This window comes from Paracoccus mangrovi, from assembly GCF_042648425.1.
Classification (GTDB): Bacteria; Pseudomonadota; Alphaproteobacteria; order Rhodobacterales; family Rhodobacteraceae; genus Paracoccus; species Paracoccus mangrovi.
Map to the genome: position 1 here is coordinate 135,076 of NZ_JBHRXJ010000002.1, position 21,363 is coordinate 156,438.

The 21,363-nt window shown below is 65.5% G+C and carries 20 protein-coding genes; 10 read left to right on the plus strand and 10 right to left on the minus strand.

Translation table 11 applies throughout. From position 1 onward, the window contains the following. Nucleotides 1-4: 4 nt before the first annotated feature. The 6 genes from ACFOMH_RS03030 to ACFOMH_RS03055 all read right to left on the minus strand — a co-directional run bounded on the left by ACFOMH_RS03030 (nt 5) and on the right by ACFOMH_RS03055 (nt 6,982). Nucleotides 5-817 (minus strand): CbbQ/NirQ/NorQ/GpvN family protein, encoded by an 813-nt coding sequence (locus ACFOMH_RS03030; protein WP_377742545.1) that lies wholly within the window; start codon nt 815-817, stop codon nt 5-7. 3 nt (nt 818-820) lie between these two features. After that, on the minus strand, nt 821-2,209 hold the full coding sequence (locus ACFOMH_RS03035; RefSeq protein WP_374422312.1) for a cbb3-type cytochrome c oxidase subunit I: 1,389 nt from the start codon (nt 2,207-2,209) through the stop codon (nt 821-823). Nucleotides 2,210-2,221: 12 nt separating this feature from the next. Continuing rightward, nucleotides 2,222-2,674 carry a c-type cytochrome gene (locus ACFOMH_RS03040; RefSeq protein WP_374422314.1) on the minus strand — a complete coding sequence of 151 codons (453 nt, stop codon included), beginning with the start codon at nt 2,672-2,674 and terminating at the stop codon, nt 2,222-2,224. A 110-nt stretch (nt 2,675-2,784) separates the two neighbouring features. After that, nucleotides 2,785-3,666, minus strand: coding sequence for an FAD:protein FMN transferase (locus ACFOMH_RS03045; protein WP_377742547.1), 882 nt, complete (start codon nt 3,664-3,666; stop codon nt 2,785-2,787). Continuing rightward, nucleotides 3,663-4,844: an NnrS family protein gene (locus ACFOMH_RS03050; protein WP_377742549.1), complete on the minus strand. Its 1,182-nt coding sequence runs from the start codon at nt 4,842-4,844 to the stop codon at nt 3,663-3,665. The genes ACFOMH_RS03045 and ACFOMH_RS03050 overlap by 4 nt, the downstream gene beginning before the upstream one ends. Then, nucleotides 4,841-6,982 (minus strand): 4Fe-4S binding protein, encoded by a 2,142-nt coding sequence (locus tag ACFOMH_RS03055; RefSeq protein ID WP_377742551.1) that lies wholly within the window; start codon nt 6,980-6,982, stop codon nt 4,841-4,843. The genes ACFOMH_RS03050 and ACFOMH_RS03055 overlap by 4 nt, the downstream gene beginning before the upstream one ends. Nucleotides 6,983-7,105: 123 nt before the next feature. On the opposite strand from ACFOMH_RS03055, the gene ACFOMH_RS03060 reads away from it, so the two are divergent. The 10 genes from ACFOMH_RS03060 (at nt 7,106) to ACFOMH_RS03105 (ending at nt 16,198) form a co-directional block, all read left to right on the plus strand. Next, nucleotides 7,106-8,899, plus strand: a complete 1,794-nt coding sequence (locus ACFOMH_RS03060) for a cytochrome D1 domain-containing protein (protein ID WP_374422323.1) — start codon at nt 7,106-7,108, stop codon at nt 8,897-8,899. A gap of 71 nt (nt 8,900-8,970) precedes the next feature. Beyond that, nucleotides 8,971-9,759 carry a uroporphyrinogen-III C-methyltransferase gene (cobA, locus tag ACFOMH_RS03065; protein ID WP_377742553.1) on the plus strand — a complete coding sequence of 263 codons (789 nt, stop codon included), beginning with the start codon at nt 8,971-8,973 and terminating at the stop codon, nt 9,757-9,759. Continuing rightward, on the plus strand, nt 9,752-10,117 hold the full coding sequence (locus ACFOMH_RS03070) for a c-type cytochrome (RefSeq protein ID WP_377742554.1): 366 nt from the start codon (nt 9,752-9,754) through the stop codon (nt 10,115-10,117). Before cobA ends, ACFOMH_RS03070 begins: the two co-directional genes overlap by 8 nt. Next, entirely contained in the window at nt 10,114-11,271 is a 1,158-nt protein-coding gene (locus ACFOMH_RS03075; protein ID WP_374422331.1) for a cytochrome D1 domain-containing protein, read from the plus strand. Before ACFOMH_RS03070 ends, ACFOMH_RS03075 begins: the two co-directional genes overlap by 4 nt. 2 nt (nt 11,272-11,273) lie before the next feature. Beyond that, nucleotides 11,274-12,245: a siroheme decarboxylase subunit beta gene (gene ahbB / locus ACFOMH_RS03080; RefSeq protein ID WP_377742914.1), complete on the plus strand. Its 972-nt coding sequence runs from the start codon at nt 11,274-11,276 to the stop codon at nt 12,243-12,245. Continuing rightward, nucleotides 12,242-12,715, plus strand: coding sequence for an Lrp/AsnC family transcriptional regulator (locus ACFOMH_RS03085; protein WP_377742557.1), 474 nt, complete (start codon nt 12,242-12,244; stop codon nt 12,713-12,715). Before ahbB (ACFOMH_RS03080) ends, ACFOMH_RS03085 begins: the two co-directional genes overlap by 4 nt. Continuing rightward, nucleotides 12,712-13,197 (plus strand): siroheme decarboxylase subunit beta, encoded by a 486-nt coding sequence (ahbB, locus tag ACFOMH_RS03090; protein WP_377742559.1) that lies wholly within the window; start codon nt 12,712-12,714, stop codon nt 13,195-13,197. Before ACFOMH_RS03085 ends, ahbB (ACFOMH_RS03090) begins: the two co-directional genes overlap by 4 nt. Before the next feature lie 11 nt (nt 13,198-13,208). Then, the gene (gene nirJ, locus ACFOMH_RS03095; protein WP_377742560.1) at nt 13,209-14,426 is read left to right on the plus strand and encodes a heme d1 biosynthesis radical SAM protein NirJ; all 1,218 of its coding nucleotides are present in this window, start codon (nt 13,209-13,211) and stop codon (nt 14,424-14,426) included. Then, nucleotides 14,401-15,942: a cytochrome D1 domain-containing protein gene (locus ACFOMH_RS03100; protein WP_377742561.1), complete on the plus strand. Its 1,542-nt coding sequence runs from the start codon at nt 14,401-14,403 to the stop codon at nt 15,940-15,942. Before nirJ ends, ACFOMH_RS03100 begins: the two co-directional genes overlap by 26 nt. Further along, nucleotides 15,899-16,198 carry a hypothetical protein gene (locus ACFOMH_RS03105; protein WP_377742563.1) on the plus strand — a complete coding sequence of 100 codons (300 nt, stop codon included), beginning with the start codon at nt 15,899-15,901 and terminating at the stop codon, nt 16,196-16,198. Before ACFOMH_RS03100 ends, ACFOMH_RS03105 begins: the two co-directional genes overlap by 44 nt. 115 nt (nt 16,199-16,313) lie before the next feature. Here ACFOMH_RS03105 and ACFOMH_RS03110 read toward each other — a convergent pair whose 3' ends face one another. From ACFOMH_RS03110 to ACFOMH_RS03125, 4 genes are all read right to left on the minus strand, one after another. Continuing rightward, nucleotides 16,314-17,459, minus strand: a complete 1,146-nt coding sequence (locus ACFOMH_RS03110; RefSeq protein ID WP_374422346.1) for an iron-containing alcohol dehydrogenase — start codon at nt 17,457-17,459, stop codon at nt 16,314-16,316. After that, nucleotides 17,456-18,844 (minus strand): aldehyde dehydrogenase family protein, encoded by a 1,389-nt coding sequence (locus ACFOMH_RS03115; RefSeq protein ID WP_377742565.1) that lies wholly within the window; start codon nt 18,842-18,844, stop codon nt 17,456-17,458. Before ACFOMH_RS03115 ends, ACFOMH_RS03110 begins: the two co-directional genes overlap by 4 nt. A gap of 39 nt (nt 18,845-18,883) precedes the next feature. Further along, nucleotides 18,884-20,245 carry a glutamine synthetase family protein gene (locus ACFOMH_RS03120; RefSeq protein ID WP_377742566.1) on the minus strand — a complete coding sequence of 454 codons (1,362 nt, stop codon included), beginning with the start codon at nt 20,243-20,245 and terminating at the stop codon, nt 18,884-18,886. A 62-nt stretch (nt 20,246-20,307) separates the two neighbouring features. Beyond that, nucleotides 20,308-21,345, minus strand: coding sequence for a TRAP transporter substrate-binding protein (locus tag ACFOMH_RS03125; RefSeq protein ID WP_377742567.1), 1,038 nt, complete (start codon nt 21,343-21,345; stop codon nt 20,308-20,310). Nucleotides 21,346-21,363 lie beyond the last annotated feature (18 nt).

A 21,363-nucleotide genomic window follows, 5' to 3' on the forward strand; every position in this document is an offset into this window, starting at 1 on the left:
CCTCCTAGCCAAAGATCGCGGCAGAGAGGTCGCGCAGGCCGCGCTTGGTTTCCGCATCATCGCTGAGCGGTTCGATCATTGCCGCCTCGATGGCGCGGTCGACGCCCATGCCCTGTTGGATCAGGGCGGCGGCATAGACCACGAGCCGGGTCGAGACGCCCTCTTCCAGATCCTGCCCCTTGAGGCCGCGGATCTTGCCCGCCAGCCGCACCAGCGCGGTCACCCGGTCACGGTCAAGGCCGCTTTCGCGGGTCACGATCTCGATCTCGCGGGCGGGTTCGGGAAAATCGAATTCCAGCGCAAGGAACCGCTGCCGGGTCGAAGGTTTCAGCGTTTTCAGGATGTTCTGATAGCCGGGGTTATAGCTTGCCACCAGCATGAAGCCGGGCGCGGCCTCAAGTTCCTCGCCCGTGCGGTCGATGGGCAGGATGCGGCGATCGTCGGTCAAGGGATGCAGGACCACGGTCACGTCCTTGCGCGCCTCGACCACCTCGTCGAGATAGCAGATCGCGCCTTCGCGCACGGCGCGGGTCAGGGGACCGTCGGTCCAGACGGTTTCGCCGCCTTTCAGCAGATAGCGCCCGATCAGATCGGCCGCCGACAGGTCGTCATGGCAGGCGACGGTATAAAGCGGCCGGCCCAGCCGCGCCGCCATATGGGCGACAAAGCGGGTCTTGCCACAGCCCGTGGGGCCTTTCAGCAGAACGGGCAGGTCATTGGCGGCGGCGGCCTGAAACACCTCGATTTCATCGGCGCCGGGCAGGTAGAAGGGGGCGTCCGCCGCCCCCCTCTGTTTCGGATTTGCATGTGCGTTCATGGCTTACTCCGCAGCCTCAAGATGGCCGTCCCTGTGGCTCTGGACGGGACCTGCATCGACCACCTCGCGGCGCGGGAACAGCACCGAATAGATGAAGAGCAGGGCCCCCACGACCACGAACACGCCCGAACCGAAGCGCATCCAGAAGAACAGCGCCAGACCGTCCTGAACGTCCATGAAATAGTCGCCCACGACGCGCTGCATCTGGGTCTGGATCGCGCCGGCAAAGGTCAGCGTGACGGTCATGAACACCATCCCCGAGGACATGAGCCAGAAGGCGGCCATGTTCAGGACCTGGTTATAGGGGTCGCGGTTCTTCATGATCGGCATCACGAAGGTGACCATGGCCAGCACCAGACAGACATAGGCCCCATAGAAGGACAGATGCCCATGCGCCGCCGTGATCTGGGTGCCGTGGGTGTAATAGTTCACCCCGTGCAGCGTGTGCAGGAAGCCCCAGACACCGGCGCCGAAAAAGGCCAGAACCGTACAACCCAGGGACCAGACCAGCGCGGCCTTGTTCGGGTGGTCGCGGCGGCCCTTCCAGACCATGACAAAGGCGAATGACATCATCGCAAAGAAGGGCACGATCTCGAAGCTTGAAAAGATCGAACCGATCCACTGCCAATAGCCCGGCAGCCCGATCCAATAGTAATGGTGCCCGGTGCCCAGAATGCCCGAGAACAGCGCCGTGGCGACGATGACGTAAAGCCATTTCTCGACCACTTCACGGTCCACGCCGGTCAGTTTCAGCATCAGGAACGCCAGGATCGACGCCATGATCAGTTCCCAGACGCCCTCCACCCAGAGATGGATCACCCACCACCAGTATTGCTTGTCCAGAACCAGGTTCGCCGGGTTGTAGAAGGCAAAGAGCCAAAGAAGCACCAGCCCCCAAAGCCCCATCAAGAGCACGTTGGTCACGGCGGTCTTGCGACCCTTCAGCACGGTCATGCTGACATTGTACATAAAGATCACGGCGGCGACGGCGATGCCGATCTTGACCCATTTGGGCTGTTCAAGGAACTCGCGCCCCTCTTTGCCCAGAAGCCAGTTGCCGTGAAAGAGGTCGAACAGGTAGGTGACGACGACGCCAGCCGTGCCGATGACCAGTATCCCCAGCTGGATATAGGCCAGCAGGGGGGAATGGATCTCGCGTTCGGATTCCTCGGGCAGGATGTAATAGGTCGCGCCGAAAAAGCCCAGCAGCAGCCAGACCACAAGGCTGTTGGTGTGCAGCATCCGCGCGATGTTGAAGGGCAGCAGTTCCGACAGGAAGTTCGGGCTGACATAGATCCAGCCCAGCACAAGCCCCAGCGTCACCTGCACGGCAAACAGCGCCATGGCCACCAGGAAATAGGCATAGGCGATGCGTTGTGTTTGATATTTCATCGGTTTCCCCCCTCAGCCCGCATCGTTTGGCGGCCAGTTCTGGGTATTGATCGTGCCGGTGAACAACAGGAAATCGGCCAATGCGCGGTATTCCTCGTCCGTCAGGTCGAAGAAGGGCATCTGCCGGCGGCCCTCGATGCCCGTGGGCATGGATTGCATCCAGTTCTTCAGCGTCTCGAATGCGGCCTCGGGGTCTTCCTGCACGCCCCACCGCTTCATCACATTGCCCAGTTCGGGGGCGAAATACGCGCCCTCGCCCAGGATGGTGTGACAATCGATGCAGGCGTTGCGTTCCCAGATGTGTTTGCCCTCGGCGACCGAGGGTGTCAGTTGCGTTTCATCCACGGCCTTGGTGCGGGCGTAGATATGGCTGTGAATCGTGAGCAGGCCGAAAACCACGAAGAAGAAGATCGATCCGCCGTAAAAGACGTTCCGGGCCATGCTCTTGGTCATGATGTCGCTCATGACGCGGTTACCTATCTGTTATTGCGGGTATCCCCTGACTGGTCGCAGCTCACGAGTCGGTCATTGATGGAAGTCAAGGGGGCCGGGAAACAGGGGCGATCGGCCACCCTTCATGCGGGAATTGCCATCTCGATGCGGCAATCCGGCAGCTCGGCCAGCGCGATTTCGGTCTCGGCCGGCGACATCAGACACAGCGCCGTGGACAGCCCATCGGCCAGCGCGGCGCTTGGCGCGCTTACCGAAACGGTGTCCCAGACCGCGCGCCGGCCGTCGCTTGCGACGATATGCGGCGCGCCGGCGGGCCCGATCAGCGTGCCCCTTGGCGATGAGGTTGCAAGCGCCCGGTCGCGCAGCGCGATCCGCCGCCGCACCCGGTTTCCGGCATCGGCCAGCCCCGCCTGCCAGTCCCGGGGACCAAGGGCGCGGATCTCGCCGCTGTCGATGAGAAGGTCGCTCAGATCGTGGCGCCGCGCCGCATCGGCCAAAAGATCAGCGGCCAGTCCCTGTGCGATGCCGTTGAAGGTCAGCGCCATCCCCGGACGGGGCAGGCGGATCTCGTGCTCGGACCATGCGACCTCGGCCCAGCCGGTCAGGGCGCGGGCGGCGGTTTCATCGCCCCCGCCCGCGTGTGCGCGCCACAGGGGTTGCACGCTGGGGTCAAAGGCGCCGCCCGTGACGCGGTGCAGCCGCGCCGACAGCGCCATCAGCGCCAGCATGTCGGCCCCCGGAAACCGCAACCGGCCCAACCGGTTCAACCGCATCAGATCGGATTCGCGATAAAGCGAAAACTGGTTCTCGACATGGGCCAGAAGCCGCCGGGCCTCGGTGAAAAAGCCATTGGCCTGGGCGGTGCCGGCGCCATGCAGGCGCAGGGTGACATCGGCGCCCATCGCCGCGCCGCGCCATTCCTGCGGCAGGGCCGGGGCGGCGCGCAGCCCGATCGCGGGCAACATCGCGCAGGCGCTCAGCGACAGGAAGCGGCGGCGTTTCATGCGGCGCCTCCGTCCGGGCGGGGGGCGAAAAAGATCGGCCCCAGCGCCCCCAGATAAAGCGCGAATGCCAGGCACCAGACCAGCCCCGCGCCAATCATCCCCGGCAAATAAAAGCTGGCCGGAAAGGCCGAACCCGCCCAACGCAGCGCCACCGCCACCGGGATCAGCCCATAGGCGATGGCGACCGGCAGGGGCGCGATCAGTGCCCGGCCGCTATGGCCCAGCGAGGCGCGGCTCATGACCGCAAGGGTCATGCCGCCAATGGCCCCGATGCCAAGGATATGCAGCGCCCCCAATTCGCTGCCCAGCCCCAGCAGCGCCAGCCCCCAGACCGCCAGCCCCAGCGCCAGAAGGCCATAGCCCAGATGCAGCGCCCAGACGATGGGTTCGCCCGGCAGCGCCAGCGCCCGCCATCCCGTCAGCCGCGCCGCCGCAAAAAGCCCCGCCAGCACCGCAAGCGTGCCCGACAGCGCATCGGGCGCCCCGACCAGAACAGCCAGCGCCAACAGGACCGGCAGCACCGAGCCGGGCAGATCCAGCCAGCGATGGCTGACCGGCATCCGTGTTTCGTCGATGCCCGCGCGCAGCATCGCGTTGCGGGTGAAGGCCGGGGTGATGCGCCCGCCCAGCACGGCGATCATCGCGCAGATGGCCAAAAGCCCGCCCCGCAACCCCTGCCATTCGGTGTCCGCCAGCCCCATCCATTCCAGATGCACCAGCAGATTGCCGATCCAGGTCATGGTGATCAGCAGCAGGAACATCATGTTCTGCGCCTTGGGCCGCGCCATCAGCTGGGTCAGCACCTTGGCCGCCAGCACCGGCAGAAAGGCCAGATCGACCGCCGCCACCACCGCCGCCGGCAGCATGCCCGCCAGACAGACCGCCAGCCGCCCCGCCAGCCACAGCCCCGCGACAAGCATGACGAACCGCTCGGGTGCGGCCTTTGCGCCGGTCCAGTTGGGCACGGCGGTCAGGAAAAACCCCCCAAGGGTCGCGGCGGCATAGCCAAAGATCATCTCATGCGCGTGCCAAAGCTGGGGCGCGACGCCCGTGATGTTGTCCCCCTGCGCCAGCCCGGTCAGCCAGACGGTCCAGATCGCGACCGAGATCACGGCCCAGACCCCCGCCGCCAGAAAGAACACGCGCCAGCCGGCCTTGAACAGATATTCGGGTTTCATGTCATCTCCTTGGGCGCGGCGCCGGCTGCGGGTTCGGATGCCGGCGCGGTCGGGGCGGCACCCCTGGCGCGGCGCTTGAGGACCGGACAGGTCCCGGCATCGTTCATCACCACCTGACAGCGCAGGCACAGCACGCATTCATTGGGATTGATCCGGCCCAGCGGATCGATGGCGCCGACGGTGCATTTGGTTTCGCACAGCCGGCATTCGCGGCCGCATTGCGGGCGCCGCTTGAGCCAGTCAAAGATTTTCAGTTTGGCCGGAATCGCCAGCCCGGCGCCCAGCGGACACAGATAACGACAATAGAACCGCTCAATGAACAGCCCCGCCCCCAGCACCGCCAGCGCGAACAGAACGAATGGCCATGCGCGCAGGAAGCGCATGGAAATCACCGTCTTGAACGGCTCGGCCTCGGCCAGAAGCAGGGCCTGTTCCATGCTGTAAAAGCTTAGCGCGACGATGGCCACGAACAGCGTGTACTTGATCACCCACAAGCGTTCATGCAGCGCCTGCGGCACCTCGATCTGACGCACGCCCAGCCGCCGCGCGGCAAGGTTGGTCAGTTCCTGCAAGGCGCCAAACGGGCACAGCCAGCCGCAGAACACCCCCCGGCCCCAGAACAAAAGCCCCAGCGCCACGGTCGACCAGATCAGAAAGATGATCGGCTCGATCAGAAAGGTTTCCCAGCGGAACCCCGACAAGAGCGAATTCAGGAACGCCACCACCTGCACCACCGAAAGCTGGCCGTTCAGCCCCCAGCCCAGAACCACCAGCGTGACCGCCAGAAAGCCAAGCCGCACCCGCAGCCACAGCCCCTTGCGCCGCACCAGCGCCTCTTGTCCAAAAAGGATCAGCGCGAGCACAAAGAGCATGGCGCCGACCACGGCGATGCCGGCCTTTTTCTCAAGCCAGAATTCCTGCCACAGCGGCACCGGCACGGGATCGGCCACTGCATAGGCGGCGGGCAGGGTGACGGTGGTGGGGATCTCCAGCGCCGCCTGACCGCCATCGGCCATGGGGCGGGTCGCGGTGACGATCATCTGGAACGGCTTGCGGGGGTCGATGCCGCCGGCCTCGGGGTCGATGCTCAGCCGGAACAGGCTGATTTCCTTGAAGGCGGGCGCGTCCGAAAGGGCCAGTTCCTCGACAAGGGTAAAGTCGCCGCTCTGGGGCGTGATGCGGGTTTCGCCCTGTTGGATCGCGATCCGCTCGAACCGGCCCGAGCGGCGCCATTCCGTGCCCCGGGGGCTGTAAAGGCCGCGCGACATCACCGCGATCAGGGCCTGATCCGGCTGCAAGGCCCCGGTGACCTGGGTGAATGCCAGATCGCCCAGAAGGTTGCGCCCGACGGTCGGGGTGTCGATCAGCCCGGCATAGATTTCCAGAAACGGCGCGTCCGAGGGCTGGACCGGAACCCGGGCGCCGGCGAATGCGCGCGCGGCATCCGCCATCGAGGTCAGGCTGTGGCCAAAGGCCCGCTCGGCCAGAAGATCGGCCCAGCCCGCCGGCCGATAGCTGACCCGGTCGATGCCGCCCCCGCCCAGCCCCTGTGCCTGCGCCAGCACCCGGCCGGTGCGCAGGATGCCGTCGCGGATCACCCCGGTCGAGACGGTGGCCCGCGAAATCACGTCCGGCAGCGCCGGATCGGGCCCCAATGCCGCGTGATCGCGCATCAGATCGACGCCGCGAAAGCCGTCGACATAGGCGGCGATGCGGGCATCCGAAATGCCAAGGCTCAGCACCGGCTCGGTCTGGCGCACCAACAGGGCGCCGGCGATCCGCCCCTGGGGCGTCACCGCGACCAGCGTGTCCAGCGGCTTGCCCGAATAGCCCGTGGTCCGCGCCACCTCCCAGGTGGATCCGATCATGCCCAGAACCTCGGCATCCTTTTTGCCGCTGGCGGTGACGCGCCAGCCCGGCACCGGCTCGTCGCGCCGTTCCAGCACCAGCGGGCGGGTCTCGGCAAAGAGGGCCTGCGCCGTCGGGATATCGGGGGCGGCGGCAGGCGCGGGGGGCGCTGCGCGCGCCGCCAAAGGCCCCGCGCCGGCCAGCATCAGGGCCGCCAGAACGGCTGCGGCAACCAGCCGCAGCGGGTGTCGCCTTGCAGGTCGTGAATTGCCGCGCATCGCTATCCGCATTCAGGGTTGCAGGACGCTGATCGCGCGAAATCCCGCAGGGGGCCTTGATTAACATCAAAGCTACGGCGGCGAATCTTGCGCATGGAGGGTCGCGAACGCGCTCCAGCAGATTAGGAAAGCCAGATGAAACAGACGACCCCATTCGTACGGCGAGGCTTGCTGACGACTGCGGCGCTGGCGCTTGCCCTTGGGCCGCTTGCGGCAATGGCGCAGGACCAGGCGCCCGCCGATCCCGCCGTCCCCAAGGCCGCACTTGAGGATCACCAGTCCAAGACCGGCAATAAATACGAGCCCTCGCTTGACAATCTGGCGCAGGCAGAAGTGGCGGCGCCCGGCGCCCCCGAGGGTGTGCAGGCCCTGACCGAGGCCGAGTTCAACGAGGCCAACAAGATCTATTTCGAACGCTGCGCCGGCTGCCACGGCGTTCTGCGCAAGGGTGCGACCGGAAAGCCGCTGACGCCCGACCTGACCCGCGAGCTGGGCTTTGAATATCTGCAAAGCTTCATCACCTATGGTTCGCCGGCCGGGATGCCGAACTGGGGCACCTCGGGCGATCTGTCCGAAGCCCAGGTCGATCTGATGGCGAAATACCTGTTGCTGGATCCGGCCGCGCCGCCGGAATTCGGCATGAAGGAAATGCGCGAAAGCTGGAAAGTGCTGGTGCCGCCGGATCAGCGCCCGACCAAACAGGAAAACGACTGGGATCTGGAAAACCTGTTCAGCGTGACTTTGCGCGACGCGGGCCAGATCGCCCTGATCGATGGCGCAAGCTATGAGATCAAGTCGGTCATCGACACCGGCTATGCGGTCCATATCAGCCGGCTTTCGGCCTCGGGGCGCTATCTGTTCGTCATTGGCCGCGACGCCAAGGTCAACATGATCGACCTGTGGATGAAGGAACCGGCCACCGTCGCCGAGATCAAGATCGGTGCCGAGGCGCGTTCGATCGAGACCTCGAAGATGGAGGGCTGGGAGGACAAATACGCCATCGCCGGCGCCTATTGGCCGCCCCAATATGTCATCATGGACGGTGAAACGCTGGAGCCGCTGAAGATTCAGTCGACGCGCGGCATGATCTATGACGAACAGGAATATCACCCCGAGCCCCGCGTCGCGGCGATCCTGGCCAGCCATTACCGGCCGGAATTCATCGTCAACGTCAAGGAAACCGGCAAGATCCTTCTGGTCGACTATACCGATCTTCAGAACCTGAAAACCACCGAGATCGAGGCCGAGCGCTTCCTGCATGACGGCGGTCTGGACGGCACCAAGCGGTACTTCATCACCGCCGCCAACGCCCGCAACAAGCTGGTCGTGATCGACACCAAGGAAGGCAAGCTGGTCAAGATCGAGGATACCGGCGGTCAGACCCCGCATCCGGGTCGCGGCGCGAACTTCATCCACCCGACCCTTGGGCCGGTCTGGGCGACGTCGCACCTTGGCGACGACTCGGTCGCGCTGATCGGCACCGATCCCGAAGGCCATCCCGATCAGGCCTGGAAGATCGTCGACAGCTTCCCGGCGCTTGGCGGCGGCTCGCTGTTCGTCAAGACGCATCCCAAGTCGAAATATCTCTATGTGGATGCGACGCTGAACCCCGAAGCCGAGATTTCCGGCTCGGTCGCGGTCTTTGACACCAGCGCCATGAAAGGCGACGGCTCGGATCCCGAATTCAAGACCCTGCCGCTGGCCGAATGGGCCGGCATCACCGAAGGCCAGCCCCGCGTCGTGCAGGCCGAGTTCAACAAAGACGGGACCGAGGTCTGGTTCAGCGTCTGGAACGGCAAGGATCAGGAATCGGCCATCGTCGTCATCGACGACAAGACGCTGGAGATGAAGCACGTCATCAAGGACAAGCGGCTGGTCACCCCGACCGGCAAGTTCAACGTCTACAACACCAAGACCGACACCTACTGATCGCGACTGGAACGACCAAGGCAGGGGCGTTCGCGCCCCTGTCCAGGCAAAAGACAATCAGCGGGGTAAAGATGACGGGTCATGTGTATCTGATCGGCGCCGGGCCGGGCGATCCCGAATTGCTGACCCTGCGGGCGCTGCGGCTGATGCAATCGGCCGATGTCGTGGTCCATGACCGGCTGGTCTCGGACGAGATCATGGCGCTTGTTCCCGCCCATGTCCGGCGTGTCGCCGTGGGCAAGGCGGCGGGCTTTCACCCGGTCCCCCAGGACCGCATCAACGATATTCTGGTCGATCTGGGCCGCGCCGGCCTGATGGTCGCCCGTCTCAAGGGCGGCGATCCGACCATCTTTGGCCGCGGCGGCGAAGAATATGACGCCCTGAGCGCGGCCGGCATTCCATCCGAATATGTGCCCGGCATCACCGCCGCGCAGGGGGCGGCCGCATCGCTGCGATTGCCGCTGACCCATCGCGGGCTGGCCACGGGGCTGCGCTATGTCACCGGCCACCGGGCGCGGGACGCCGAACTCGATCTGGACTGGGCCTCGCTGGCCGATCCCGACACGACGCTGGCCGTTTACATGGGGGCCGCCAACATGGCGCGGATCGCGACCGAGCTGATCGGCCATGGCATGCCCGCCGATCTGCCGGTGCTGGCCGTGTCGCAGGCAACGACCCCGCGCGAGCGGCGGTTGCGGGCCGATCTTTCCGGCATTGCCGAGGCCTTGCAGGACAATCCGATGCCGGCGCCGGTGCTCTTTATCATCGGCCATGTCGCCGCGCTGGCGCGTGACGATGCCTCGGCGATGATCGCACGCGCGGCTTTGCGCGCGCGCTGCAAGTTGGTTTCGCATGGCTAGGCTGCTGGCCCTTTTGCTTGCCCTGGCCGTGGTATTGCCCGGCGGCGGTGGCGCGGCGACAGCGGCGACCACCGGCGCGGGGGCGGATACGGGGGCGGGTGGCACGGTCACGCCCGGCCGCGCACAGGAATTGCGCCATATGGTCCGGCAGGATTGCGGATCCTGCCACGGGCTGCGGATGACCGGCGGGCTGGGCCGCGACATCACCCCCGCCGCGCTGGCCGGGCGCGATCCGGCCGATCTGACCGCCGTCATCCTGGACGGCATGCCCGGCACCGCCATGCCCGGCTGGCGTCCGTTGCTGACCGAGGACGAGGCCCGCTGGATCGCCGATTATCTGCTGGAGAATGAACCGTGATCTTCAAGGCTCTTGCCCTCGCCCTGTTTGCCCTGACCGCGCCGGCCGCGTGGGCGGACGATCTGCGCGGCACCGGCGATCTGGGGCTGATCGTGGAACGCGAGGCGGGATCGCTGCTGGTCGTCGATCGCGGCGAACGGGCCGCCATCGGCCGGATCGAGGGTCTGGGCGATCTGTCGCATGCCAGCCTTGTCTATTCGCCGGACGAACGTTTCGCCTATGTCTTTGGCCGCGACGGCGGCCTGACCAAGGTCGACATCCTGACGCAAAAGATCGTCAAGCGCGTGGTTCAGGGCGGCAATTCCATCGGCGGCGCGATTTCCGACGATGGCAAGCTGGTCGCGGTGTCGAATTACGAACCCGGCGGGGTCAAGGTCTTTGACGCCGAAACGCTGGATCTGGTCGCCGATGTGCCCATGGGATCGAAAACCGTGGGCATCGCCGATGTGCCCGGCGGCCGCTTTGCCGTCGCGACCTGGGACACGGGCGAGGTCTGGCTTTTGGATCATTCCGCCGACCCGGCCAAGCCCGTGATCACAAAACTGAGCGGGATCGGCGCCAATCCCTATGACGCGCTGCTGACCGGGGACGGGCGCACCTATATCGTCGGGCTTTTCGGCGAAAAGGGGCTGACGGCGGTCGATCTGTGGCAGGATCCGCCCAAGGTCACGCGGTTCCTGCCCGATTACGGCAAGGATCAGCCCGATCTGCCGGTCTACAAGATGCCGCATCTGCAGGGCTGGACCCTGGCGGACGGGGTTTTCGCGCTGCCCGCCGTGGGCTTGCATCAATTGCTGTGGGTCGATGCCGGCAGCCTGACGGAAATCGCCCGCACCGATCTGGCCGGGCAGCCGGTTTTTGCCACGGCCCGCCCCGACAAGCGCGAAATCTGGGTGAATTTCGCGCCCCCCGACAACAACAAGGTGCAGATCGTCGACGCCCTGACCCATAAGGTCACCGATACGCTGACCCCCGGCAAGGGCGTGCTGCATATGGAATTCACCCCGCGCGGGCGCGAGGTCTGGCTGTCGGTGCGCGACGAAAACCGTGTCGAGATCCGCGATGCCCGCACCCGCGAAGTGCTGGCCGAAATCCCGGCCAAGGCGCCCTCGGGCATCTTTTTCACCGACCGCGCGCATCGGACGGGGTTGTGATGATGGATGATCTGGACCTGCGCCTGCTCAACGACTTTCAGCGCGATCTGCCGCTGGTCTCGCGGCCCTTTGCCGCCATGGGGGCCCGCCTTGGCGCGCCCGAGGCCGAGGTGATCGCCCGCCTGCGCCGCCTGAGGGATGCGGGCCGCATCGCGCGCGTCGGCGCGACCTGCCGGCCGAATACCGCCGGGGCCTCGACGCTGGCGGCGCTGCGGGTGCCCGCGCCGCGTATCGACGAGGTGGCGGCGCTGGTCGGGGACGAGCCGGGCGTCAATCATTCCTATCTGCGCGAGGGCGACTGGAACCTGTGGTTCGTGGCCACCGCCCCGGATGCGGCGCAGCTGGCGGACAGTCTGGCGCGGATCGAGGGCGCGACCGGGCTTTCGGTGCTGTCGCTGCCGCTGATCCGCGCCTTCAATATCGATCTGGGCTTTCCGCTGGACGGCCCCCGCCGCAGCATGGCGCTGGACCGGCCGGCGGATCTGTCGGTGATGGTGCCGGGGGATGCGGCCTTGATGCAGGCGCTGTCCTCGGGGCTGCGGCTTGAGCCGCGCCCCTTTGCCACGCTGGCCCGCGATCTGAACCTGCCCGAGGCGGGGGTGATCGCCCGCATCGCGGCCTTGGCCGATGCCCGCATCCTGACCCGTGTCGGTGTCATCGTGAAGCACCGCGCCCTTGGCTGGCGCGAAAACGCCATGGTCGTCTGGCGCCTGCCGACGGATGCCATCGCCGGGGCCGGCGCGGCGCTCGCCGCCATTCCCGGGGTGACGCTCTGCTATCAGCGCCGCACGGTGCCGGGCGTCTGGGATTGGCCGCTTTTTTGCATGATCCATGCCCGCACCCGCCCCGAGGCGATGGCGGTGCTGGATCAGGCCCGCGCCCTGCCGGAACTGGCGGGCGCCGATCACCGCGTCCTTTTCTCGACCCGCTGTTTCCGCCAGCGCGGCGCCCTGATCGCCGAGGCCGCCGCATGAGCCGCCAGACCCTTGCCCCCGATGCGCTGGACGCCATGGATCGCCAGATCCTGAACCGCTTGCAGGACGGCTTTCCGCTGACGCCGCATCCCTTTGATGACGCGGCCGCGCCGCTTGGCCTGACCGGGGATCAGCTGATCGAACGTCTGTCCCGCCTGCGCGAGATCGGCGCGATTACCCGTTTCGGCCCGTTTTTCGACGCGGCCGCGATGGGTGGCGATTTCTGTCTCTGCGCGCTGACCGCGCCGCAGGGTGATTTCGACCGCATCGCCGATCTGGTCAACGCCCATCCCGAGGTTGCCCATAACTATGCCCGCGATCACGAACTGAACATGTGGTTCGTGCTGGCCACCCCCACGCCCGAAGGCATCGCCGAAACCGCCGCCCGGATCGAGGCCGAGACCGGGCTGACCGTCTGGCGATTCCCGAAACTTCAGGAATTTTTCATCGGCTTTCGGGTGCAGGCATGAGCGATCTGGACCAAACCGACCGCCGGCTGATCGCCGCGACCCAGGCCGGCCTGCCCCTGACCGCGCGCCCCTATGCGCAGATCGCCAGGGACCTGAACCTGACCGAGGCACAGGTGATCTATCGCCTTTCCGCCTTGCAGGATCTGGGCATCATCCGCCGCATCGCCGTCGCCCCGAACCATTACGCGCTGGGCATGACCGCCAATGGCATGAGCGTCTGGGACGTCGAGGACGCGCAGGCCGAAATTCTTGGCCCCGAGGTCGGCGCGCTGGATTTCGTCAGCCATTGCTACCTGCGTCCGCGCGCGCGCCCGGTCTGGCCCTATAACCTTTTTGCGATGCTGCACGGCACCTCGCGCGCCGAGGTCGAACAAAAGCGCCGCGTCATCCGCGACCTGCTGGGACCGGCCTGCCGCAGCGACGACATCCTGTATTCCACCCGGATCCTGAAAAAGACCGGCCTGCGCCTGCGCGACGGCTGAAAGGGGACACCATGTTTCGCCTGACCCAATACATGCACCAGATCCTTGCCCCGACGCCGCCGCGCGGGCGGTCGGGACCGGTCAAGCCGGTGGTGATCTGGAACCTGACGCGCAGCTGCAACCTGAAATGCCGCCATTGCTATACCGTCTCGGCCGACCGGCCGTTTCCCGGTGAGCTGAGCCATGATCAGGCGATGTCGGTCCTGCGCGATCTGTCGGATTTCCGCATCCCCGCCCTGATCCTGTCGGGGGGCGAGCCGATGTCGCGTTTCGATTTCTGGGATCTTGCCGCCGAGGCGCGGCGTCTGAATTTCCGCCACCTGTCGCTGTCGACCAATGGCACGAAAATCAACGCCGAAAACATCGACCGGCTGGCCGATCTGGGCTTTGACTATGTCGGGATCTCGCTCGACGGGATCGGCGCGGTCAATGACTGGTTCCGGGGCGTCGACGGCGCCTTCGATCAGGCGCTGGCCGGCGTGCGCGCCTGCAAGGCGCGGGGCGTCAAGGTGGGGCTGCGCTTTACCATCACCGATGGCAATGCCCATCACCTGCCCGCGATGCTGGACCTGTGCCGGGCCGAGGGGGTGGACAAGTTCTATCTCTCGCATCTGGTCTATGCGGGCCGGGGCGACAAGCACCGGGGCGAGGATACGGCCCATGATCACACCCGCCGCGCCATGGATCTGTTGATCGATCGGGCCTGGAGGGCGGTCACCTCGGGCGAGGCCTTCGAGGTCGTCACCGGCAATAATGACGCCGACGCGGTCTATTTCCTGCGCTGGGCCGAGGCGCGCTTTCCCGCCAATATCGTCGCCCATCTGCGCGATCACCTTGAGGCATGGGGCGGCAATTCATCGGGCCTTGGCGTCGGCAATATCGACCCCCAGGGCCGCGTCCATCCCGATACCTACTGGTCGGATTACACCCTGGGTTCGGTCAAGGACCGTGCGTTTTCCGAAATCTGGACCGGGGACGACCCGATCCTTGCCACGCTGCGCACCCGTCCGCGCCCGCTCAAGGGCCGCTGCGGCGCCTGCGCCTATCAGGCGGTCTGCGGCGGCAATACCCGCATCCGCGCCCTGCAACTGACCGGGGATCCATGGGCCGAGGACCCGGCCTGCTATCTCACCGCGCGGGAAATCGGTGTGGCCGACGCCGATCTGGACCGCCTTTCCGTCACGCCTTTCCGGGGAAAAAGCCATGATCCGGCGCATCGTTTCCTTTAGTCTTCTGGCGGTTCTGCCGCTTTCCGCGCTGGCCGATCCGGCGGGCGATTACGCCCAGAACTGTGCCGCCTGCCATGGCGCCGACCGCCTTGGCGGCACCGGCCCGGCATTGATCCCCGAAACGCTGGGCCGGCTGAAAGGCATCGACGAGGTGATCGCCAAGGGCCGCCCCGCGACCCAGATGGCGGGGTTCGAGGCCGAGCTTTCGCCCGATCAGATCGCCGCCATGGTCGATTACCTGAAAACGCCGCTCGATCATGTACCGGACTGGACGCCGGCGCAGATGGCCGAAAGCCGGCAGATGAACCCGGATTACAAGCCCGCCCCGGCGCCGGTTTTCACCGCCGATCCGATGAACATCACGCTGGTCGTCGAAACGGGCGATCACCATGTCAGCGTGCTGGACGGCGACACGTTCGAGGTTCTGGACCGTTTCGCCACCCCCTTCGCCGTCCATGGCGGCCCGAAATTCAGCCCGGACGGGCGCTATGTCTTCATCATGTCCCGCGATGGCTGGGTCCAGAAATACGACATCTGGTCGCTCTCCGAGGTGGGCCGCATCCGCGCCGGCCTCAACAGCCGCAATATCGCCATGAGCCATGACGGAAAATGGCTGGCGGTGGCGAATTACCTGCCCCACAGCCTGACCATCCTGTCGACCGACAGCCTTGGCCTTGCGAAAACCATCCCGGTCGTGGCGCGGGATGGCGGCGAAAGCCGGGTCTCGGCGGTCTATCAGGCGCCGGATCGCAAATCCTTTGTGCTGGCACTGAAGGACGCGCCCGAAATCTGGGAAATCGCCACCGACCCCGAGGCCGGCCCCTTTCATGACGGCTTCGTCCACAGCCATGAAAAGAACATGAACGAAGCGCTGGCCGCGGAAAAAGGTCTCTTTGCCCGCCGCCGCATCCTGACCAAGGAACCGCTGGACGATTTCTTCTTCTCGCCCGATTACCGCAATCTGATCGGCACCAACCGCGACGGCGACAAGGGCGTCGTCGTCAATCTGGACGTGGGTCGCGAAATCGCCGAACTGCCCTTGCCCGGCATGCCGCATCTGGGCTCGGGCATCACCTGGGAACGAAACGGCCGCCGGGTCATGGCGACCCCGCATCTGAACGAAGGGTTGCTTTCCGTCATCGACATGCAGGACTGGACGCTGGTCAAGCAGATCAAGACCGACGGCCCCGGCTTTTTCCTGCGCAGCCACCACACCAGCCCCTATCTCTGGGCGGATGTGTTCTTTGGCCCGAACAAGGACGAAATGCACGTCATCGACAAGGAAAGGCTGGAAATCGTCAAGACGCTGAAACCCTTCCCCGGCAAGACTTTTGCGCATGCCGAATTCACCCGCGACGGCAGCCATGTCCTTGTCTCGCTCTGGGAAGACGACGGCGCCGTGGTGGTCTATGATGCGAAAACGCTGGAAGAGGTAAAGCGCCTGCCGATGCGCAAGCCTTCGGGGAAATACAATGTCTGGAACAAGATCACCTTCGAAGACGGAACCAGCCACTGACCCGACCGCAGCCGGTGACGAGGGCCGCTGGCCGGTCTGGAAACTGGCGATCCTGCTTTACCCCTTTGCGGCGACGGCGGTCTGGATCAACCTCTTCATGCTGTCGCTGCTGACAAGCTGGCTGGGTCTTTCGGTGCTCTCGCCCCAGATGGCCGCCCTGCTGGCGTTGCCGCTGGGCCTGCCCGCGACATGGGCGGCGGGCCGCTGGATCCGCAGCCTGATGGATCAGGCCGCGCCCCGAAAACCGGCCGGCTGATCCCCTCTTTCATGCCCAAATATCCCGGGGGGAACGCCCTGCGTGTCCCATCAAGGGACGCGCAGGGCGTGGGGGGCAGCGCCCCCCGGCCTTGCATCGTGCCTTACATCGCGCCTTACATCGCGGCCTGAAACAGCGCGCGGGTATTCTCGCGCGTCATCTCGATGGGGTTGCCGCCGCAGGACGGATCCTCCAGCGCCATCTCGGTCAGCTCGTCCAGACGCGCGGCCTCGACGCCCATGGCCGACAGGTTCGCGGGAATGCCCAATTCGGCCCGCAGCTCCATCACACGGGCGCGGAAGCCGTCGAAACCGCCCTTGATGCCCAGATAATCGGCGGCGCGGCCCAAACGGTCCTCGATCGCGGGGCGGTTGAAGTCCAGGACCATCGGCATCACCACCGCATTGGTGGTGCCGTGATGGGTACCGTAGACCGCGCCGACCGGGTGGCTGAGGCTGTGGATCGCGCCCAAGCCTTTCTGAAACGCCACCGCGCCCATGGCGGCGGCGGCCATCATCTGCGCCCGCGCCTCGATATCGGTGGGCACGGCATAGGCGCGGGGCAGGTATTCGTTGACCAGCCGCAGCCCCTCAAGCGCGATGCCCTGGCTCATCGGGTGAAAGAACGGGCTGCAATAGGCCTCAAGGCAATGGGCGAACGCATCCATGCCGGTGCCGGCGGTGATGAACCTCGGCATCCCCACCGTCAGCTCTGGGTCGCAGATCGTGACCGAGGGCATCAGTTTGGGGTGAAAAATGATCTTTTTCTTATGCGTCGCGGAATTGGTCAGAACGCCCGCGCGCCCGACCTCGGATCCGGTGCCGGCGGTGGTGGGCACGGCGATGATCGGGGCGATCCGGCTTGCATCGGCGCGGGTCCACCAGTCGCCGATATCCTCAAGATCCCAGACCGAAACGCTCTGATCCGCCATCAGCGCGATCATCTTGCCCAGATCCAGCGCCGAGCCGCCGCCGAAACACACCACCCCGTCATGGCCGCCGGCCTTATAGACGGCGATGCCGGCCGCCATATTGTGCTCGTTCGGGTTTGGATCGACATCGGAAAACACCGCGCGACCAAGGCCCGCGGCCTCCAGTATATCCAGCGCCTGCGCGGTGATCGGCAGGGCGGCAAGCGCCTTGTCGGTCACCAGAAGCGGGCGGTCGATGCCCACGGCGCGGCACTGTTCGGCCAGTTCGGCGATGCGGCCGGCCCCGAACTTGATCGCGGTCGGATAGGACCAGTTTGCGCGCAGGTTCATTTTGTCACCTTCTTGAGATGGTAGGATTTGGGCCGGGTCACGGCCATATAGCCAAGGCTGGAAAGCGCCGCCCCCCGCCCGGTATCCTTGCAGCCGGTCCAGCACAAAGCCGGGTCCAGATAGTCGCAGCGGTTCAGAAACACCGTGCCGGTTTCCAGCCGCGCACCCAGTTCCGCCGCCGCATCCGCATCCGCCGTCCAGACCGAAACCGTCAGCCCGTAATCGCAATCATTCATCAGCGCGACGGCCTCGTCGTCATCCTTGACCGGCATGATGCCGACGACCGGGCCAAAGCTTTCCTCGCGCATCACCCGCATGTCGTGATTGACATCGACAAGGACTTGAGGCGCCAGATAGGCACCGCCATCATCGGCCGGGAACGCGGCCGGGTCGATCAGCGCGCGCGCGCCCTGGGCCACCGCATCCGCGATCTGGCCGCGCACCACCTCGGCAAAGCGGGTATTGGCCATCGGCCCCATGGTGGTCTCGGGGTCATAGGGATTGCCCAGACGCTGGCCCATCACCCATGCCACCGCCTTTTCGACGAATGCGTCATACAGGCTTTCATGGACATAGATCCGTTCGATCCCACAGCAGCACTGGCCGGAATTGAACATCGCCCCATCCATCAGCCCGTCGACGGCGGCATCCAGATCGGCATCGGCGCGCACATAGCCTGGGTCCTTGCCGCCCAGTTCCAGCCCGGTTGCGGTGAATGTGCCCGCCGCCGCGCGCTCGATCGCCTGTCCGCCCCGGACCGAGCCGGTGAAGTTCACGAAGCCGAAACTACGCTCGGCGATCAGGTCCTCGGTGGTCTGGTGGTCAAGAACGACGTTCTGGAACACATCCGCCGGCACGCCACCCTGCGCCATGGCCTGGGCCAGGCGCTCGCCGGCCACAAGCGTCTGGCTTGCATGTTTCAACACCACGGCATTCCCGGCGATCAGCGCCGGCACGATGGTGTTGACGGCGGTCAGGAACGGATAGTTCCAGGGCGCGATGACAAAGACCACGCCGACCGGCTCGCGCCGGATCTCGCGGCGGAAACGGTCGCTGTCCTCGGCCACCATGGGGGCCAGTGCCTCGGCGGCGATGTCGGACATATAGGCCGTGCGCTCGTTCACGCCGCCGAATTCGCCGCCATAGCGGGTCGGGCGGCCCATCTGGCCGGCAAGTTCCTGCACCACCTCGTCCTTCATCGCGTTCAGCGCGGCGATGCCGGCCCGAACCCGGGCGATGCGTTCCGCAAGCGGCAGCGCGGCCCATGCACCTTGCGCGGCGCGGGCGCGAGCAACGGCGGCGCGCGCCTCGGTGCCGGTCAGGGGGGTGCGCTCGGCGTAAACCGAGCCATCGACCGGGGAAATCAACTTGATCGTCTTGGTCATTTCATCCTCATCTGGCCGGGCCTTGCCGGCGAAATCCGTTCAGGCGCGTTCATAGCCGCGGGCAAGTTCCCAGTCGGTGACGACGCGGTTCTGTTCCTCAAGTTCCCATTCCGCCGCGCGCAGGTAATGGTCAATGACCCGATCCCCGAAAGCCGCGCGCAGCATGGCGGATCCGTCCAGCGCCCGCGCCGCATCGCCCAGCGTTTTCGGGATCTGGCGCGCGGCCTCGGCGGCATAGGCATCGCCCGAGAACTGCGGCTCGAGCCCCAGCTTGCGTTCGACCCCGTCGAGACCGGCGGCCAGAAGCGCCGCGCAGGCCAGATAGGGGTTCAGGTCGGCACCGCCGATGCGGCATTCGACACGCACGCCCCGCGTGCCATCGCCACAGACGCGAAAGCCGGCGGTGCGGTTGTCGATCGACCAGATCGCCTTGGTCGGGGCGAAAAGCCCGGTCACGAAACGTTTGTAGCTGTTGACATAGGGCGCAAGGAAATAGGTCAGCGCCTCGGCATGGGCCAGCTGCCCGGCCAGATAATGCCGCATCAGGTCCGACATGCCATGTTCGGCATTCGGGTCGTGGAACGCGTTCGCGCCGTCCCGGAACAGCGACTGGTGGACATGGCTGGACGATCCGGCGCGGCCATGGCGGTATTTTGCCATGAAGGTCGCGGACTGGCCATGCGCCTGGGCGATTTCCTTGGTCGCCGCCTTGATCAGCACATGCATGTCGGCCGTGTCCAGCGCGTCGGAATATTTGGCGTTGATTTCGTGCTGGCCGGCCTCGGCCTCGCCTTTCGAGTTCTCGACCGGGATGCCGGCGCCGTAAAGCCCGTTCCTGAGCGCGCGCATCACCGGCTCGTCGGCGGCGGTGCCGGTCAGGGCGTAATCGACATTATAGCGCGCGGTGGGGACAAGTCCGGCATAGCCATTGTCGAACAGATCCTTGTAGCCCTGGGCAAAGAGAAAGAATTCCAGCTCGGTCGCCATCATCGGGGTATAGCCCATCGCCTCGGCCCGGGCGATCTGGCTGCGCAGCACGCTGCGCGGCGCATGGGGGATCAGCTCATGCGTGTGATGGTCGTAAAGATCGACCATGCAAAAGGCCGTGCCCGGCGCCCATGGCAGACGGCGCAGCGTGCTCAGATCGGGCTTCATCACATAATCGCCATAGCCCGCCGCCCAGCCCGTCGCCTGATAGCCCTGCACGGTATTCATCTCGATATCCGTGGCCAGAAGGTAATTGCAGCAATGGGTTTCATCGGGGTTTTCGATGAAATGCGCGGCGTGAAAGCGCTTGCCCATCAGGCGGCCCTGCATATCGACAAGGGCGACCATGACGGTGTCGATCTCGCCCGCCTGAACGGCGGCTTTCAGGGTCTGGAATGTCAGATTCGCGGGCATGGGTCACTCCGGGGGAAAGGGACGCGCCGGGACTGGCGCGCCCCGCTGTCAGGGATCGGCGATCAGGAATAGCGATAGGGCGGGCCGGCTTTTTCCATCGCCTCGTTATATTCCTTGATCTTGGCGACGACGCGGGCCTTGACCTCGGATTCGGCGGCGATCTCGTCCCAGAACTCCTTGGCGGCGGTTTCGACGGTCGCCCATTCCTCGGCCAGGATGGTGGTCAGCTTCATCTTGTCGCCGGTGACGCGCAGCTTGGCCTCGCCCGACCAATACCAGTGCTGGCGATAGTAATGCGACTGATCGAAGACCGCCTTCATCAGCTCTTTCAGGTGATCGGGCACCTCGTCCCAGCGTTTCTGATTGGCAAAGAAATGCCCGATCCACGCGCCCGAGATGCTGTTCGTGAGGAAATGCCCGGTCGCACCGGCCCAGCCGACGGTATAATCCTCGGTGATGCCCGACCATGCGACGCCGTCCAGCTCGCCGGTCTGCAAGGCGACCTCGATATCCTCCCACGGCAGGGTGACGGGGACGACGCCGAATTTCGACAGGAACCGCCCGGCGGTCGGGAAGGTAAAGACGCGCTTGCCCTTCAGGTCCGCAAGGCTGTTGATCGGCTGTTTGGTGGCAAAGTTGCACGGATCCCACGACCCGGCCGAGATATGCTGGATGCCCTGGGCGGCATATTGTTCCTTCCAGATCTCATCGAGGCCGTAGTGGTTGAAGAGCGCCGGCACATCCAGCGAATAGCGCAGCGCGAACGGGAAATAGCCGCCGAATACGGTGACCTCGGTCGGGCTTGCCATGCTGTCATCGTCGGATTGCACGGCATCGATGGTGCCGTTTTGCATGGCGCGGAACAGCTCGGCCGTGGGCACCAGCTGGTCGGCATAGAACAGCTCGATCTCCATCTGGCCATTGGCGATCTTGTTGAAGGCATCAATGGCGGGCTTGCAGACATGTTCGCCCAGGGCCGAGCCGGCATAGGTCTGCATGCGCCATTTCAGGGGCGCGCCCTGCGCGATGGCGGGCGCGGCCAGCGCGGTCGTGCCGGCGGCAAGGGCGCCATGGGTCAGGAACTTGCGTCTGGTGGTCATCTTCATTCTCCCTGTTGG

What these genes read in the sequence shown, in the direction of transcription:
- ACFOMH_RS03100 (WP_377742561.1), top strand. Translation starts at nt 14,401, where the DNA reads ATGATCCGGCGCATCGTTTCCTTTAGTCTTCTGGCGGTTCTGCCGCTT.
- ACFOMH_RS03125 (WP_377742567.1), bottom strand. Translation starts at nt 21,345, where the DNA reads ATGACCACCAGACGCAAGTTCCTGACCCATGGCGCCCTTGCCGCCGGC.
- ACFOMH_RS03045 (WP_377742547.1), bottom strand. Translation starts at nt 3,666, where the DNA reads ATGAAACGCCGCCGCTTCCTGTCGCTGAGCGCCTGCGCGATGTTGCCC.
- ACFOMH_RS03030 (WP_377742545.1), bottom strand. Translation starts at nt 817, where the DNA reads ATGAACGCACATGCAAATCCGAAACAGAGGGGGGCGGCGGACGCCCCC.
- ACFOMH_RS03110 (WP_374422346.1), bottom strand. Translation starts at nt 17,459, where the DNA reads ATGAACCTGCGCGCAAACTGGTCCTATCCGACCGCGATCAAGTTCGGG.
- ACFOMH_RS03115 (WP_377742565.1), bottom strand. Translation starts at nt 18,844, where the DNA reads ATGACCAAGACGATCAAGTTGATTTCCCCGGTCGATGGCTCGGTTTAC.
- ahbB (WP_377742559.1), top strand. Translation starts at nt 12,712, where the DNA reads ATGAGCGATCTGGACCAAACCGACCGCCGGCTGATCGCCGCGACCCAG.
- ACFOMH_RS03070 (WP_377742554.1), top strand. Translation starts at nt 9,752, where the DNA reads ATGGCTAGGCTGCTGGCCCTTTTGCTTGCCCTGGCCGTGGTATTGCCC.
- ACFOMH_RS03120 (WP_377742566.1), bottom strand. Translation starts at nt 20,245, where the DNA reads ATGCCCGCGAATCTGACATTCCAGACCCTGAAAGCCGCCGTTCAGGCG.
- ACFOMH_RS03085 (WP_377742557.1), top strand. Translation starts at nt 12,242, where the DNA reads ATGAGCCGCCAGACCCTTGCCCCCGATGCGCTGGACGCCATGGATCGC.
- ACFOMH_RS03035 (WP_374422312.1), bottom strand. Translation starts at nt 2,209, where the DNA reads ATGAAATATCAAACACAACGCATCGCCTATGCCTATTTCCTGGTGGCC.
- cobA (WP_377742553.1), top strand. Translation starts at nt 8,971, where the DNA reads ATGACGGGTCATGTGTATCTGATCGGCGCCGGGCCGGGCGATCCCGAA.
- ACFOMH_RS03105 (WP_377742563.1), top strand. Translation starts at nt 15,899, where the DNA reads ATGTCTGGAACAAGATCACCTTCGAAGACGGAACCAGCCACTGACCCG.
- ACFOMH_RS03055 (WP_377742551.1), bottom strand. Translation starts at nt 6,982, where the DNA reads ATGCGGATAGCGATGCGCGGCAATTCACGACCTGCAAGGCGACACCCG.
- ACFOMH_RS03050 (WP_377742549.1), bottom strand. Translation starts at nt 4,844, where the DNA reads ATGAAACCCGAATATCTGTTCAAGGCCGGCTGGCGCGTGTTCTTTCTG.
- ahbB (WP_377742914.1), top strand. Translation starts at nt 11,274, where the DNA reads ATGGATGATCTGGACCTGCGCCTGCTCAACGACTTTCAGCGCGATCTG.
- ACFOMH_RS03040 (WP_374422314.1), bottom strand. Translation starts at nt 2,674, where the DNA reads ATGAGCGACATCATGACCAAGAGCATGGCCCGGAACGTCTTTTACGGC.
- nirJ (WP_377742560.1), top strand. Translation starts at nt 13,209, where the DNA reads ATGTTTCGCCTGACCCAATACATGCACCAGATCCTTGCCCCGACGCCG.
- ACFOMH_RS03060 (WP_374422323.1), top strand. Translation starts at nt 7,106, where the DNA reads ATGAAACAGACGACCCCATTCGTACGGCGAGGCTTGCTGACGACTGCG.